18 protein-coding genes are annotated in these 14,769 nt (G+C 32.3%); all 18 read right to left on the bottom strand.

The genetic code is table 11. The features are described from left to right. Positions 1 to 9: 9 nt before the first annotated feature. A complete protein-coding gene (locus AB1I62_RS01620) occupies positions 10 to 2,514 on the bottom strand; it encodes an ATP-binding protein (protein WP_085443178.1) in 2,505 nt (834 codons plus the stop codon). 21 nt (positions 2,515 to 2,535) lie between these two features. Next, entirely contained in the window at positions 2,536 to 2,925 is a 390-nt protein-coding gene (locus AB1I62_RS01615; protein WP_033594332.1) for a conjugal transfer protein, read from the bottom strand. 8 nt (positions 2,926 to 2,933) lie between these two features. Continuing rightward, entirely contained in the window at positions 2,934 to 3,158 is a 225-nt protein-coding gene (locus tag AB1I62_RS01610; protein ID WP_002394254.1) for a hypothetical protein, read from the bottom strand. Then, positions 3,158 to 4,144 carry a conjugal transfer protein gene (locus tag AB1I62_RS01605; protein ID WP_085443177.1) on the bottom strand — a complete coding sequence of 329 codons (987 nt, stop codon included), beginning with the start codon at positions 4,142 to 4,144 and terminating at the stop codon, positions 3,158 to 3,160. Before AB1I62_RS01605 ends, AB1I62_RS01610 begins: the two co-directional genes overlap by 1 nt. Further along, positions 4,125 to 4,592, bottom strand: coding sequence for a hypothetical protein (locus tag AB1I62_RS01600; RefSeq protein ID WP_033594334.1), 468 nt, complete (start codon positions 4,590 to 4,592; stop codon positions 4,125 to 4,127). Before AB1I62_RS01600 ends, AB1I62_RS01605 begins: the two co-directional genes overlap by 20 nt. Then, positions 4,589 to 5,140, bottom strand: coding sequence for a hypothetical protein (locus AB1I62_RS01595; RefSeq protein WP_367018966.1), 552 nt, complete (start codon positions 5,138 to 5,140; stop codon positions 4,589 to 4,591). The genes AB1I62_RS01600 and AB1I62_RS01595 overlap by 4 nt, the downstream gene beginning before the upstream one ends. Before the next feature lie 13 nt (positions 5,141 to 5,153). Continuing rightward, complete coding sequence (locus AB1I62_RS01590; protein WP_033594336.1) at positions 5,154 to 5,882, bottom strand: class A sortase; 729 nt, start codon at positions 5,880 to 5,882, stop codon at positions 5,154 to 5,156. Between the two features lie 3 nt (positions 5,883 to 5,885). Further along, positions 5,886 to 7,883 (bottom strand): isopeptide-forming domain-containing fimbrial protein, encoded by a 1,998-nt coding sequence (locus tag AB1I62_RS01585; protein WP_367018965.1) that lies wholly within the window; start codon positions 7,881 to 7,883, stop codon positions 5,886 to 5,888. Between the two features lie 123 nt (positions 7,884 to 8,006). Continuing rightward, positions 8,007 to 8,618, bottom strand: a complete 612-nt coding sequence (locus AB1I62_RS01580; RefSeq protein ID WP_002394260.1) for a hypothetical protein — start codon at positions 8,616 to 8,618, stop codon at positions 8,007 to 8,009. Beyond that, positions 8,582 to 8,806, bottom strand: a complete 225-nt coding sequence (locus tag AB1I62_RS01575; protein WP_016633972.1) for a hypothetical protein — start codon at positions 8,804 to 8,806, stop codon at positions 8,582 to 8,584. Before AB1I62_RS01575 ends, AB1I62_RS01580 begins: the two co-directional genes overlap by 37 nt. Positions 8,807 to 8,823: 17 nt before the next feature. Next, entirely contained in the window at positions 8,824 to 10,107 is a 1,284-nt protein-coding gene (locus tag AB1I62_RS01570) for a replication initiation factor domain-containing protein (protein WP_002399520.1), read from the bottom strand. A gap of 431 nt (positions 10,108 to 10,538) precedes the next feature. After that, positions 10,539 to 11,435 (bottom strand): magnesium transporter CorA family protein, encoded by an 897-nt coding sequence (locus AB1I62_RS01565; protein WP_228242143.1) that lies wholly within the window; start codon positions 11,433 to 11,435, stop codon positions 10,539 to 10,541. A gap of 93 nt (positions 11,436 to 11,528) precedes the next feature. Next, positions 11,529 to 11,954 carry a hypothetical protein gene (locus AB1I62_RS01560; protein ID WP_367018962.1) on the bottom strand — a complete coding sequence of 142 codons (426 nt, stop codon included), beginning with the start codon at positions 11,952 to 11,954 and terminating at the stop codon, positions 11,529 to 11,531. A gap of 9 nt (positions 11,955 to 11,963) precedes the next feature. Beyond that, on the bottom strand, positions 11,964 to 12,251 hold the full coding sequence (locus tag AB1I62_RS01555; RefSeq protein ID WP_228242135.1) for a hypothetical protein: 288 nt from the start codon (positions 12,249 to 12,251) through the stop codon (positions 11,964 to 11,966). Further along, positions 12,241 to 12,516: a hypothetical protein gene (locus tag AB1I62_RS01550; RefSeq protein WP_228242129.1), complete on the bottom strand. Its 276-nt coding sequence runs from the start codon at positions 12,514 to 12,516 to the stop codon at positions 12,241 to 12,243. Before AB1I62_RS01550 ends, AB1I62_RS01555 begins: the two co-directional genes overlap by 11 nt. A gap of 18 nt (positions 12,517 to 12,534) precedes the next feature. Then, a complete protein-coding gene (locus tag AB1I62_RS01545; protein WP_367019421.1) occupies positions 12,535 to 13,956 on the bottom strand; it encodes an FtsK/SpoIIIE domain-containing protein in 1,422 nt (473 codons plus the stop codon). Positions 13,957 to 14,043: 87 nt separating this feature from the next. Next, positions 14,044 to 14,412: a HepT-like ribonuclease domain-containing protein gene (locus tag AB1I62_RS01540; RefSeq protein WP_367018960.1), complete on the bottom strand. Its 369-nt coding sequence runs from the start codon at positions 14,410 to 14,412 to the stop codon at positions 14,044 to 14,046. Then, positions 14,396 to 14,728: a nucleotidyltransferase domain-containing protein gene (locus AB1I62_RS01535; RefSeq protein ID WP_367019420.1), complete on the bottom strand. Its 333-nt coding sequence runs from the start codon at positions 14,726 to 14,728 to the stop codon at positions 14,396 to 14,398. Before AB1I62_RS01535 ends, AB1I62_RS01540 begins: the two co-directional genes overlap by 17 nt. Between the last annotated feature and the right edge of the window lie 41 nt (positions 14,729 to 14,769).

Here is a 14,769-nt window from a genome sequence, read left to right as displayed (position 1 = left end):
ACTTCCTTCCTATGCAACAAAGCGATTCTCCATTTTAGAAGCTTCTGTATCATCAACAGTTTTGAATAGTTCCAACCATTCCTCAAAAATTACATGAACAACAATTCGATTAGTCTGACCAAACATATCTTTCATTAAACACTGACCTTGAACCATATTTGAGACCCATTTCATGTTAATTTCGTTCACTGGTAAATTGAGATATTTCAAAACACCTTCTCGATTTTGTACTTCATCAAAGCAAATCACTGTTCCAAAACCAGTACCATCTTCACTGTCATCTAAATCGTTTGTTGATTGTGTAATTAATACTAAGAAATTATTAAACGAACGACCAATACGTTTCATTGATTTTAAAATCGCTTTACCTTCTGGCGAAGATTGAAAAATCCAAGATTCATCAAAGAACGTCACTGTTTCTTCTTTTGGATTTCTTGAACCAAACTTCGAACAAAACGTTCCTAAAGCAAACATCAGTGTCACTGACGACCGTTTATTTTCATCTAACTTTTCATTTTTATCAGTTGGTAAATCTAAGTCCTCGATTTCCAAAATGGTTACTTTTCTATCGAATGACAAACCTTCCACTTCTCCGTGAGAAAACGCCAATTCTAAAACAGACCCTTTGATTGTTGACAATAAAAATCTCCCCATGTCTTTAACATCCGAGATTTCACTCTCAGCTAACAATTCAATAACATGCCAGAATCCAACTTTCTTTCCTGCTTTTCGTTCAGAAATTACCTTTGTAATAGCTTCATTACTTGCTGTTTTCTGTTTTAAGTTCCATGTACCATCATAAACATTCGTTATCATCGCTTTAGCGGTAGACGTGGCTTCTGTTTCATTAAATAGAACAATCGGGTCAAGCACGCCATGGTTTTTCGTATCACGAACATCTAAAGTGACGAAATTAAAGGACTTCACAAAATCAACATCTAAAGGATATTTCTTTTGATATTCAGGATCATTGATTGTATACATAAATTGCTTTCGCATTTCTTTTTTTGGATCAATGTATAACACTCTGTCTTTTAAAAGTGCCATTTGCATAAACAATGTTTTAGCTGTAACCGATTTTCCGTTCCCAGTATCGCCCGTTAAAGCCCAGTGAGGATTATTTGTTTTCTTCCCATCAACATTTTGTTTATTCGCTAGTAGCATATTCATAAAAATCAAATTTTTTGAACTGGAAATAATAGATTTTCTATCTTCTTTTTCTTCTAAAGTTGTATCAATACGTCCAAGGTAAAAGCCTAACTTCGTACCTGCATGAAGTGAAGTAAAGAAATTCAACTCGGCAAACGATTCAATCGTTGACGTGTGTTGCCAACGAGAAGTCTGCATGCGGATAAAATTACCAAACAAAGTGGATTGAAATAAATAAGGATTATCAAACGTTGCTTTAATAAGCGGAATATCTAAACTATCAAAACGATTGATTAAATATTTTTTTCTTGCACGCATTTGTTTTTTCGTGCTACCACTAACAACAATCACTGCTTTCCAGTCAATAATATCCACACCATCATCAATTTTTTGGTCTAAATCGTCTAGTGATAATTGACCTTCAACAATCTTTCGTTTTTGTTTAGAACCAGCTAAGTGTGCTTCCTGCATGATATTCTTAGTGCGGGTTCTTGCACGTGACGAACGCCCAGACAGTGCTAATTGCCCTTTACTTTCTGCAAAAGTCGCTTGAATCTTCACTTCAACTGGAAAAGGCATTTTTTGAACAACCTCTAAAAAATGGTTACCATCAAGAAAAACCCCAACATCACCCATAGGAAGATAGGATATATAGCTTTCGCCATAATCACAATTTAAATGAAGCCCTCCACCGAACAATGGTTTAATTTTTGTTGCCATTAAATTATCTAAGTTTTGACTAGAAAGAACATCTTGTCGCTCATGTGGAATATTTTTCAAGAATTGGTAAGCTTGGTAATAATACAATTCATCTTCTGTTAATCGTTCAATTAACAATTCAGATAGATTTTGGTAAACTTCTAATTCTTGTTCTCGATAATCCTTCTCCCAATCCTCTGCCAGTTCTACATCAAACCCTAGACCTTTAACAAACTTTTCCGATACGTTGCTAATTGAATTAGTAACGGTTTCTTTTAAATCAACAGCGAGATCTTTCTTGATTAAAGGCACACCAATAATCCACGTATATTCGTAAACCATACCCATTTCTTGTTCTAAAACCATTGCCGTTTTCATCAATTTATCTACGCCTACTTCATAATTATTAGAATCAATTAAAGAACGCATAGCACCCATTTTCCCTCGAATGTCGGCATTAACTGGCAAAAGGTTAATTTCAAATCCATCATTTGCTTTTAAACGATTTAACGCACGAGAAACTTTCCTTTTCGTTTTTAATTTCTTTTCAACATCAGTCAACATTACCGTTTCAGAACGAACACGATAGTAAGCTATCGCTGTTTTTTCCTGTGTTAAAACAATATTTCCTTTCATATGATTCGTTAATGGATATTCTAGTTGCATATTCACACTCCTTTTTATTTTTTATTGTTTAAACGAAAAATCTTCTATTTCTTTTACTCGTTCGAAAGCTACAATTGGTCTACTATCTAACACATAATTTTTCATATAGACAAAACCATCTTTTAAAAAACCAAAGCCTGTTTTTCCTTCGAATTCCTTTTCGGAATACCAACGAGCAACTTTATTCGGCACCAACACCATGATCAACAAATTCAAGTTAATTCCTAAAATTTGTGGTAATGGTACTTCTTTCCAAAACAAACCAGTTAACACAATCCCTAAGAATAGAATTAAGAGATACGATAAGCTAACAGGTTGTGCAAATACCCATACCACTTGTCCTTTAGGCGACTTAATAACTTGCATTGAATAAGGGGCTTTTAAGCCCCTTGAATAATCGTAATATTTCATATACTCACCTACATCTTAATTCCAACTAAACTTAATACCCATTTAACAACTGCAAAAATATTTTTTCCTTGATTCGTCGCAAAGTCCTGTAAAATTAAGGCAATGACAATTACTGAACCAATTTTTGCCCATTCGGCACCTTTCCAATGTTTTAAAATCAAGATAATCGCACCAGCCGCTAAAATTGTAATAAAACCTGTACTTAAAAAACTACTCAAATTGCCTGTATTCATTAGTCATTTCCTTCTTTCTCTGTAAAGTAATGTTTCATCGTATTAATAAAATAAGAATTCTCCGTTTTAGATAACCAAAGCGAAAAATCCTCCGTATGCGTTAATTTTGTTGTGTTATCTGAAAAAGTAACCGATACTTGAACTCCTGTTACACCTTTCTGCTTTGTATCAAAAAATTTCATATCACCTGAATCTATTGAAACAAATGAGTCTTGACCAGCTGTCGTTGCTGGATTTTTCATTAACAACATTAATTCTTGTTTGTTCCCAATTGAATATTTTGTAAAAAACATCTTTAAAAATTTCTCTACAGATTGTTTTTCTTTCCCATCAACATCTATTGAATTTTCTGTCTGTTTTAGAGGTACTGTTTTCCCTTGTGGTAAACTACTTGCTACAAAATAAGGACGTCCTACAATTGAAAACAAATTGTCTTTTACTTGAATTGGTAAAACCATATTCTGTGTCACATTTTCAGTCTTTTTATCTTTCTCCAATTCATAATTCACATTTAGATAAACCGAATAACAATCTTCCATTTTCTCTATACGTGATAAAGACGTATTTTTAAACGTACGTAAGACATTCACTTGTAGATTTTCTGTTTCATCAACATCTTTTACATCTAGTGATAAATATTTAGATAATCGATCAATACGAGCCTTTTTCGCTTCATCACTTGCTTTCGAGTTATAGTTCAAATACTCTTTCGCAAAATTTTCGACATAAAAAGAGAGGGCTGAATAATCAAGCTCCTCTCTATCAACTTTATTCTTTTTTGATTGTTCACTTAGTGTATCCACTTTTGAATACAAATTATCTACATTACTTGCCATCACATTGGCTCGAAGCGCACCAACTCCTGACATCACCAGTAAAACACTAGCGCCAATTAACACAACCCGATTCGCTTTCTTTTGAGAAAAAGTTTTAACCTTTGGTGTTTTTTCTTTCTTCTCTTTCTTTTTAATTTTCTTTAAATTCATATTCCCCTCCTACTCTTAATAAGCCCAAACAACTTTCAAACGTTTTTAAAAAAGTAGATTTAATCGCCTTTTCAACATAAACTCTCTCTCTAACATGCCCCTTATGTGTTTGAAAGCCTTCTTTATACAAATAAAAATAATACGAATTGTACATTTTATCCCCGTTAGGCTTTCTCAAGTATTGACCTTCTGCCATCAAACTAGTTATACCGCCATGAAAAACGTATTGCGCAACAAATTCCTTTTTAAAAGGCGCTTCATCAATAATAATCCCCATTTTAAATAAAGAATTTTTATATTCTTCCATATAAACAATATCTGCTTCATCAATAGGCATTTCATCAACTATGAATCCATGCAATCGAAGCATTTCAGGAACTGGTACATTTGAATACTTTTGGTAAAATTTACTATGCTCTCTAAAAATTGGCATAATATTTTGATTCATAAAATACAACTCCTTTCCATTTTTCTGTAATATTTATGGTATCTTTCCATAAATTCTTCCCTTAACTCTTCCAATCCCTGCGTAACTGCTTTTTTAGAACGACTTATCATTAGTTCTTCATAACCCATAGGAAAATCATCATGTGTGAGAAAATAATTAGCAGCCACCTTCTTTTCTCGTCCTAAAATATAAGATAAATCATCTGCTCGATACTTTTCTAATGGCATTTGCTGTTTGACCATTTTTACGTGTAGACCACAAAATTTTTCTTCACTAATCACATCATATTCCACTCGAAATAACTTTAAACGGTCAAGGAAATTTCTTTGAACAATCCTACCCAGTTCTTTTTCATCAGGCGGATACCCCTTCATTCGTTTATATGTTTCATAAAATAATACAGCGATTTTCTTTTCACATTCCAAGAGTTTTTCTTGTTTAGCTGTTATTTTTTCAGGATTATTGGATTTGAAAATTAATGACTTAAAATCAAACATGTACTGATTGATAAATTCTTCTTTTGACAATTCCCTTATTTTTTCAACCAACTTTTTCCCTCCTCTAAACTAATTCCGCAATCACAATAATTCTTCCTGTTGTTTTTGTGGCTTGGTCACAAGTTATTAAAGTTAATGTTGGCTTTCTTGTTAGATTCAACATAGTTGTATCAGTCATATCAACATGCTTTTGCTCTTTTACCTTATATGTGAACGAATGTCCTTCACGATCATTAAGTTTGACCAAATCTCCTACAGAAACTTTATTTAACGAGGTAAAAAGTAATCCTTCATATCCAGCATTGTGAGAAGCTAAAGCATAATTTCCTTTTCCCATCGTTTGTTTTGATAAAACAGTACACGCTCCATAAAGCATATTGTCAAAACTATCACCCATTAAAATAGGCAATTTTAATTGAATAGAATCAATTTCAATAGACCCCAAAACAGAATCCGACACTTCATTAAAATTTACTTGGGCACTTTGAATCGTTTTAACAGACGGACGTTCGCCTTCGGTTAAAGAAATCACTGTTGGAATAGGTGTTTCTTCTTGTACTTCCGTACCAGTAATAACATCTACTTGATTACTTTGAACAGTTTCACTAGATTTTGTCTCTACATGTTTTTTTGGCTTTTCTGCTTCCTCTAAACCACTTGATACCATTGTATTTATAGCTTCTTTCACTTCTTCTTTTTGTTGGTTTTGAAAAAGAAGGAATGAAAAAAGAGCAATGAGAATAACTCCAATTGCTCCAACAAAATATTTGTTTTTTTCAATCCATTTTTTCATTAATTAGCCCTCTTTGCTATCTTTTTGTCGTTTCACTGCTACGACCACACCAATTAATGAAATTGCAATCACTGTAGCTACACCTGCACTTGTTCCAAAATCCATATTAGTATTTGGCAATACTTTTGGTTTTTCTTGTGGAGTTGTAACATTCACTTTGTTAGAATCTGTCGGTTCATCATTAATCACCAATTGTGCCAAGTTTGGAATCATAATATTCCCTTTATCATCGACATATTGCGAAAAGTCTGCGTCTTTCAATTTCCCTTTAATGTACACAAATAATTGTTTTTCTTTTAATTTGTTTGGTTCATTGGCAGTCCAAGAAACTTTTTGTGTTTTTTCATCAACACTAATTTTCCCCTGATCCGTAATATCTGTCCCATCTGAAAGAGTGACTTTCACTTCTTTATTCGCTTCCAATACATCTTCTAAATCATCTTGAATCACTAAAGATGTCATATCTTTGGTGTTTGGCACTTGTACATCTAATTTGAATGTCACTTCATCGCCCACTTTGGCACTGGTCAAATCCACTTCTTTATCGCCTTCAAAGATTTTCTTAGCGATAGACGGGTCTTTTGGTGTGACAGTTGTATGTGTTTCATCAGTTGGCACTTCTTTGTTGTTTTGGATAATTTTTGCTTTATTTGGAATTTGTAGTTTGCCATCGACAAGGTACTTATCTAAGCTAACACCTTCACGGATTTTTGTTTGAAAATTGAACTTGTATTCATGATTGTAGAAATCCGCTGTTTTTAATACGTCTGCTTTTGCGACCATACGTACTAAATTACCTTCATGCTTCGCTTCAAATTTATTGGTAACGTCCTTTCCTGCTTCGTCCGTGACTTTCACATCAGACACACGTTCTAATTCAGGAACCAGCTCGTCTTGCATTTCGTAATTACTGTAGTAGAATTCTTTCATTTCATCAGGAACTTTATGTGTAATCGTATAGCTATATACTTCGCCTAACCCTTCTAAGGTATTCTTATCAACATTTGTTTCATCACTATCTGTCACTGTTTTAGTAGGAATCATTGGCGCTGTTCGAACTGGTTTTTTAGCACTATAACCAAAATAACTATACTGGTTATTATTTTTTGGCGGTAAAGGATACCCTAAATTCTTTTCACGTGTCGCGAAGTCCTCACTATATGTGAAGTCGAATCGAGAACGATTAGAATACAAAAACGTAAAATCACCACGGTTATCGCCATCATCTAAGGGAATGTCATCAGAATCATAAAAAGTTTTTCCACCGTCTTTTTCTTCTTTATATTTAACAATTGTATCTTTCGTTGGTACGTACAATTTATCGATTGCTTTGTACGAATCTTTGTCAATCGTCATTCCTTGTAAATTATCAATATCAATCCATGAATAGTAGCCTGAAACTGGCTTTTCTTTGTCTGTGCCATGTTCTAGGTACGTCCATGTTTGTTTCACCCATGAGAAACCACCTTGGTAGGTTGCAATTGCGGATACATTGTTAAAAGCAACAATATTATTTGACACCATATTTTGTGCATTTTTATATTGTTCCCAATCTTGAATGGTAATTTTTAAATCAATTAGTGTCCCATCATCAGCTGTACCTACGTTGTTGTAACGAATCCACGATTGCCCTTTCTTCGTTTTCGTTACATCAAGACCGATTTTCCCGTCCCATTTTTGTGGAGGCATATTAACGTAAACATCATTCGTCCACCCACCACCACCTGTTTCAACCGTAGTGACACCTTTAATAAACTTTGCAATAAAACTATACTTTGAACCAGCTTCATCATCTGGTGTTACCACAGAAGCATTCGGCGCATTAATGATTGAGTTAGAGCTTACATTTGCACGTTGAAAAAAATCTGCTCTCACTGTTTGTGGAACTTGTCCGCCTTCTTGCCCTTGAACCATCATTGGCATTGCCATGCCTGCTAAAATGATTGTTGTTGCTAATCCTTGAATAATCGTTGTTTTCTTCAAAATATTTCCTCTTTTCATTATTATTTTTTTGTATAAAAAATAGCCACAGAATAATTTCTATCGCTTCATCACAGATTCATTCAATTAAATATATTAAGGTGCACGTTCTGTTTTCAACAAAACACCTAGCATTTGAAAAATTTAAAGCATCTCTTTTACTTTACCTTCCACAATTTCTCCTTCAAACCATTCTGCAAAGTCTTGTTTAAATCCATCTACACTATACACTTCTTGTAATCCAACTTCTTCTCCATCCGTTGGATCTAAATAAGTTGGTTTATCCTTTGGTCTAGCGTAAACCCCAATCCATCTTTCAAAATCACCTTCAAATGGACTGTCAACAATATACCCTTTCTTTTCTAACAATACTCGAGCTTGTTGTTTTAATTCTTCACTGTTTTTAGGTTCAAAATATTTATATTTCTCTTTAAAACTAGAAAATTCTGAAAGCTCTTTATCATATATTTTTTTTACACTAAAAAATTCTTCCCAAATTGCTTTCTCTTTAACCGTCATTAATTCTTCATAAGCCACATAAGTATAACTATATCTTGAAATTTCTTTTAAAAGTTCTTCATTAGATTCTAAAAGCTTTTCAAAGACTGTTTTTAAATAAGGAATAATCAATTCTCCTTGTTTATCTAATTGAATTATTTTTTCTTTTGTTTTTTGTATGTCATTTCTAGTTTGTTTCATTTTCCCAGTAATAGTAATTGCTACTTTAGTGTTTTGTTTAATACATTCTCTGCCCATATACATAAACTCCTTTCAACTACAATATTATCTATTAATAAAGAATCAGCATCAGAACGTTTTCTAAATTCTTCATCAACATTATTTAGCTTTTTTCTCTTTATCATCGAATAGAGTGAAAAAATAAATATCTCAAAATTAAGTACTACTAAAACAAAAGTAATTAGCAATAAATCAATTGTATCCATATATCCCCCCTTAATCTTTAAAATGGATATGCTTCTTCTAAATCAAATTCTTGTTCCATATAAGACCGAACACTATTATTTTGATTAGTATTAAACAATAAATCTTTCGCATCAACACACACCATTTCAATAATTTCCTCGTGTTTCTCCTTTAGTTCTGCTAAATCGATACGTTCCATCAGCTCATTTGTTCCTAACAGATTATCAATCTCTTTAATCATCTTTAATGAAGGGGCTAAATAATTTGATAACCACCGAAGTGTTTTTTCAATAGACGGTTTTTCACCTTGAATAGATAATTTTAAGCCTTCCAATTTATCAACAACATCATACCAAGATTTACAATAGACCTTCATATCATCTTCAATGTCATATACAGTCAAAGATTGATTAATAATTTCTTTCACTAACCAGTCTAACGACTCACCGCTTGATAGAAAATATTCTACAAACAAAAACGCCTTTTCATCTGAAAGGCGAATTTCATATCGATTTTTAATTTCATATTTTTCTCTTGCTTCCTCAACACTTACACTTTCTTTTCTTGCTAACTCGTAATCTTTTTGGTAAAAGTTAAAATATAATGGCGATTGACGACTGCCAAAATAAAGAGACAAACCTTTATTTACCATTTTTTTATTTTCATAAGCAAAGCCCCCACTAAAATCAAAATTCTTAAATGTAGTATCTACAAGCCCTTGCTCCATTTTTTCTTTCAAAACATATAAATCAAAATTTTCTTGTCCTTTCACAATCAATTCATCAAGAGCAATATCAATTCGTGTAATTTTTGTATCTACCAAAATACCTTGACCGAAAATATCGTCATCATAAAGAGAGCGAAAAAATTCTGTCCACGATCTATTGTTATCCTCTTCAAAAATTTCTTCTAGTTGACGACAACCTTCACCAGACAAGTCCAACATAATTCCCATATTAACGTTTTCTGGATTCCGAAAAATCCGAATAGAGCTATATGAAAATGTTTCTGTATAATGATAAAACCCTCTAGGTTCATAAGTAAACCAGTTCATATCCATGTGCAACAACTTCTCAATAACTGTCCGAACATCTAATGTTTTAAATCGTATTCTTAAAAAGTCAATTTTTGCTTCTACCGAAGCGTGCCCACCATCTAAGTTCAACACATCAATAATCTTTTGTTCTAACTCTTTAGAAATAACACGTTTTCCAGATTCTATTTTTGAAATTAACGAACGCTCAATTCCTAATTTACTTGCCAATTCTTGCTGTTTTAATTTTAGCTCTTTTCTATACCGCTTTAAATCAACACCTCTCACTGCTTTAAACCTACTTCCAAAAAATGTGACAACTTTAGTCGAAAAATGTGACAAAATTATAATCGCTCAATCCCTTGTGGGACATAGCGTTTAAGCAACTTTTTTATATGGTATATTAAATTCTACCCCCATGTTATAAATGGGGGGGTATTTATTTAAAAGATGGCAAGCCCACCTTTCGACTAGAAGTATTTGGGATATACGTTACTACTTTTGTTAACAATAGAATAGGGGCGGGCGCCTTAGGGCGCCGCCCCTATTCTATCTACAAAGTACGTAACAATCCCTAGCAACTTCTAGCCTAATTTTATGTCGTGCATTTTACTATTAGCTAACATGTACAATAAATAAGTTGCTATTTGAAGAAGAAAAAGAATCTTACTAAACAAGTATTTCACAAAATTCTTCAAATTCTGCAATGAACTAGTCAGTTACTTCATTAACTTTCTCAAGATAAAAGATAATCCAAACCATAAAAAAATACTTATTACTATTGTAATTATCCATCCAGAAGCATTATGTTCCAATGGTAAAGGCATGTTCATACCAAAAAAACCCGTAATAATAGTGGGTATTGTTAATAAAACTGAAAGAACAGTTAAGACTCGCATAGTATCATTTAAATTATTATTAAGAACATTATTGTATGTCCCCGACAATTGACGTAATATTTCAGACGATATTTGTGTCATCTCTACTACTTGCTTAGCCTCGATTAAAACATCTTCTAACTCTTCTTTCTCGCTTTCAGTAAATTTATTACGAAAAGAGTGTGTTGTAATTTGTTCAAGTAATAATACATTCTGCTTTGAAGCTGAAACGAAAAAAACTATACCTGTTTCTAAATCAGATAATAAAAGTAAATTTTTTTTGCTTGTTTTTTCTCTTAGCTTTGTATTTACATTTTTACGTTGTGTATTCATTTCTTCAATGTAAGGGAAAAATTTATCTGTGATAACAAATAAAGTATTGAATAAAAATTCAAAAATAGAGCTGTCTTCATTTTGTTCTAAATACTTTTCCATCTCCAAAGTAATATATTCATTTTGTTCTTTTGTAATAGTAATAAAGGTATTGTTTTTAACAATAAAAGTTATGGGTGTTGTTTCATAATGATTATCTGTTTTTGATTTATTTGGAACATTATAAATTAATACTAATAAATCTGAATGTTTGTCATATTCTAACCGTGCTCTTTCGTTTACATCAAGAGTATAATTAATGACCTCTAGATTGATATCATAGTCAGAATATATTTTTTCTAATTCTTCATTATCATTGGTATTTAAATGTATCCAAACATTCTCCTTGAATTTGATGTTTCTCATCTTTACATCTCCTAATAGTGTATAATTGATTTCTTAATATATTCTACTATATAAAATATATTTTAATACACTAAAATGATAAAAGCATTCAAACTATTCGTTTAACATCTCTATTCTTAGTTCTAAATTCTTCAATCGTTTCTTAATTTCAGCATTTTCCTTCAAAACTTCTTTAACATATTCAACCAATTCTTTTACTGTCGCTTGATTTTCATTGAACTCTTCTTTGGTCAATGAAATAGTTTCTTTTCTCTTTTTTCCTTCTTCTGACATAAATATTTCTGTAATTGCTACATCTAATGGAACATTATTATTTCTTAACTCAATAAGTTTAGAGAAAGATTCCACCTCATTAGAATTGAAAACTTTAAATGAATAGGTATGACCTTTAGAATTTTTCGCATATTTCCTTTCAAATTTTTTATCTGTTAATCTCTCTACTTTATTCGCCCAGTTTTTTAATGTTTTTAGTGCAATTTTATTTTCAAGTTGTAAAATCACTTCCTCAAACGAAAACATCCCTCACACCTACTTACCAAACATTTCTTTCCAAGCAGAATCCATATGCTCCTTAAATCTTGTTTCTAAATACTTATCAACTTCTTGTGATGTTGAGAATTTCTTCTCCTCAACCGGTCTATCTTCATCATAAAAAGCTTCTGCATCTAAAATAGAAGTCACTAAAAACTTATAATCAAGCAATCTATTATCATCTGAAACTTCTTCTTTTTCTGCTCTTCGCTCAACTTCTTTAATTATTTTTTGTTCTTTCTCTTTTAAATAACTTAGCATTTGTCCTTGCGATTTAAATTTCACTTTTTTCCTCCTTTTTATTCAAAGCAAAGGTTACTTCTTCAACAATTTTAGTTCCCTTATTTTCCATAAATTTTTCAAACTCAACAGGATCAGTTAATTTTTTTATTCGCTTTCCATTAGAAAATCGAACTAATTTTGCATAGCTTTCTGATTGTTCATAGAGAATGTCACGAATACGTGTATCTAAATCAGGCTTTTTATATCGTTTCTTGACTTCAACATATACTCGTTCTCTAACGTGCTTGATTATTTCACTAGAATCCAATAAAAAGCTCCTTTCTTATTATCCAAATTTTTCACTTAACTTAGCTAACTTTGCTTGCCCTGCTTCTAACTCTTCATCAATTTCAGCAAGAGCTTCTTTATCCACATGTTTTGATATTTTTTGAGATACTTCTTCTTGAACTTCTTTTGAAACAGCTTCATATCCTATTTCTTTAGAAATCTTGATAAATTCCTGAATGAAATCAAAATCTTGTGGTACTTGCGGGCTATAAAATTCTCTTGCAATAGAACCACCTAAAGCAACATAGCCACGTCCATAAACTTTTAATCCATCAATTTTTTCAACATATTTAAACTTTTTATTTTTATTTTCATCGCCGAATATCATCAAAATACCTGTTTCTGATAAACGGCCAACTGACATTCGGAACATAAATTGGTCTCTTAATGCCGTTTTGATAAATTCACCATCTGGACGTTGCATTGCAACAATAAAGAAAATCCCTGCTTGACGAGCTTTTAAAATAAGTTGGGTTAAATATTCATCTACGTCACCATCAGTCGCATAGTCATTCGCTAATTCTGCTTTAAATGCAGCAAATTCATCTACGACAATAAATTTTGGTTTCAATCCATAATAGGCATAGTTTTTACCCATTTTAAATTTTGGACTCTCGTTGATAGTTTTGAATCGATCTTCCATTTCCTGTACTGCGTTTTTAATACAATTGACAATATCCGTCTTTCCTGTAAAAACTTTTTCTTCAAATAAAGGCAATCTACCTAGTGCCATTAAATCCGAATTTTTTGGGTCGCAAATTTCTATTTCACCAACACGACACAAAGCATAGATTAAAGAAAGAATAGTAAAAGTTTTACCACCACCTGTACCTCCTCCAATCAACATATGTGGGTCTTTGTCGAAATGCCAATACAAACCTTTCATCAACTGGACTTTACCTTTATCTGCCTGCATATCTCTAATGGAAATACGTTTACTATACACATCAGTTGCTAACTCATACATTACAAATCCTTTTTCACTAGTCTGACTTAAATTATCTGCATGAAAAGCTGTTTCTAAAAAACCACCAATGGTTTCAAATTTTTCCTGAAATTTATTACCTGCCGTTTCAAAAGAAACCAAGACACTATTTTTTCTGGGCTTATAGTAAATCTTTGGAAACTTAATTTTTTCTCTTGTTTTACCATTACTGCTTTTCACTTGTTTCTTCGTATAATACCCATTGTCGATAATCATACGCGCTAATATTTGACGTTGTTCTACTTTAGAAAAATATCCTGAATTGATAATCGAAGCTTTAACAAACAATGTAATTAGCACGATTGAGCCTATCGAGGTACCTATAATTATTAAAGCTGGGACAATGTAAATTTTCCAATCAGATGGATTTGATAGATACAACGGATAAAGCCATTTATAGCCAACAAAATAGCCTACACAAGCAAAAATTGGCATAAAAAATAACACTCGATAGAATGCCAACAAATTTCTTGAAGAATAACGAATTCTTCGACCCTTATATCTAAATAATTTTTTTAACATTTACCTACCTTCTTTTTGTAATCTTGCTAATTCTTGTCTACAAAATTCTTCGTAAACAGGAAAAAAGACTGTTGCAAGTTCCCAAACAGTCCGTTTATTAATATTACTATATGCATGTGCAAAAATATTTCTAATTGACCTTAATTGTCGCCATTCAACCGCATCCCTGTTTCTTTCCTTAAACCTTTCAGAAAAAGAATTAGCAAGTTCTCCTACCTGCATACAGGACATGCTGATTGCATGAAAAAACACTCTATCGTGAGAGAAAACTTCAAAGTTTCTACTACAACGATTGAGTGCCAATTTTACATCTTCACAATAAATCAATGTTCCTTTTAGAACACAAATATCTCTATTTTTCTCTTTCAAATACCTTAACTTTCTCCTTCATCATAGTATCGTAAAACTCTCTCTGATATTCTGAATCAATTGGTTGTTCAAATGCTTCAAGCTCTACTAAATCAATCTCATGTTCAACGGCTTCCTTCAATTCATCGAAAAAATCACTATACACAGACCAACGATATTTTTCTGGCAAACCAGTGGTGCCAACCAAAAAATCAATATCGCTTGATTCCTTCGCTTCAGCTCTAGCATAAGAACCAAACACATATATTACAGGAATTTCGTATCTTTCAGCTATTGGCTTCACACGCTCTTTAATTTCATTCATTGTCATCACCATTTTTCTCACCTCTTCTAACGTCTTTTCTAAAGCCATTATAA

Source organism: Enterococcus sp. AN402, assembly GCF_040719405.1.
Classification (GTDB): Bacteria; Bacillota; Bacilli; order Lactobacillales; family Enterococcaceae; genus Enterococcus; species Enterococcus faecalis.
The sequence above is the reverse complement of the archived record's forward strand: the minus strand, read 5'-3'. Positions and strand labels throughout refer to the sequence as shown.

Bases quoted from the DNA above. Each gene is read 5' to 3' on its own strand.
- AB1I62_RS01620 (WP_085443178.1), bottom strand. From the start codon at position 2,514: ATGCAACTAGAATATCCATTAACGAATCATATGAAAGGAAATATTGTT.
- AB1I62_RS01615 (WP_033594332.1), bottom strand. From the start codon at position 2,925: ATGAAATATTACGATTATTCAAGGGGCTTAAAAGCCCCTTATTCAATG.
- AB1I62_RS01610 (WP_002394254.1), bottom strand. From the start codon at position 3,158: ATGAATACAGGCAATTTGAGTAGTTTTTTAAGTACAGGTTTTATTACA.
- AB1I62_RS01605 (WP_085443177.1), bottom strand. From the start codon at position 4,144: ATGAATTTAAAGAAAATTAAAAAGAAAGAGAAGAAAGAAAAAACACCA.
- AB1I62_RS01600 (WP_033594334.1), bottom strand. From the start codon at position 4,592: ATGAATCAAAATATTATGCCAATTTTTAGAGAGCATAGTAAATTTTAC.
- AB1I62_RS01590 (WP_033594336.1), bottom strand. From the start codon at position 5,882: ATGAAAAAATGGATTGAAAAAAACAAATATTTTGTTGGAGCAATTGGA.
- AB1I62_RS01585 (WP_367018965.1), bottom strand. From the start codon at position 7,883: ATGAAAAGAGGAAATATTTTGAAGAAAACAACGATTATTCAAGGATTA.
- AB1I62_RS01580 (WP_002394260.1), bottom strand. From the start codon at position 8,618: ATGGGCAGAGAATGTATTAAACAAAACACTAAAGTAGCAATTACTATT.
- AB1I62_RS01575 (WP_016633972.1), bottom strand. From the start codon at position 8,806: ATGGATACAATTGATTTATTGCTAATTACTTTTGTTTTAGTAGTACTT.
- AB1I62_RS01565 (WP_228242143.1), bottom strand. From the start codon at position 11,435: ATGAGAAACATCAAATTCAAGGAGAATGTTTGGATACATTTAAATACC.
- AB1I62_RS01560 (WP_367018962.1), bottom strand. From the start codon at position 11,954: ATGTTTTCGTTTGAGGAAGTGATTTTACAACTTGAAAATAAAATTGCA.
- AB1I62_RS01545 (WP_367019421.1), bottom strand. From the start codon at position 13,956: ATGCCAATTTTTGCTTGTGTAGGCTATTTTGTTGGCTATAAATGGCTT.
- AB1I62_RS01535 (WP_367019420.1), bottom strand. From the start codon at position 14,728: ATGGTGATGACAATGAATGAAATTAAAGAGCGTGTGAAGCCAATAGCT.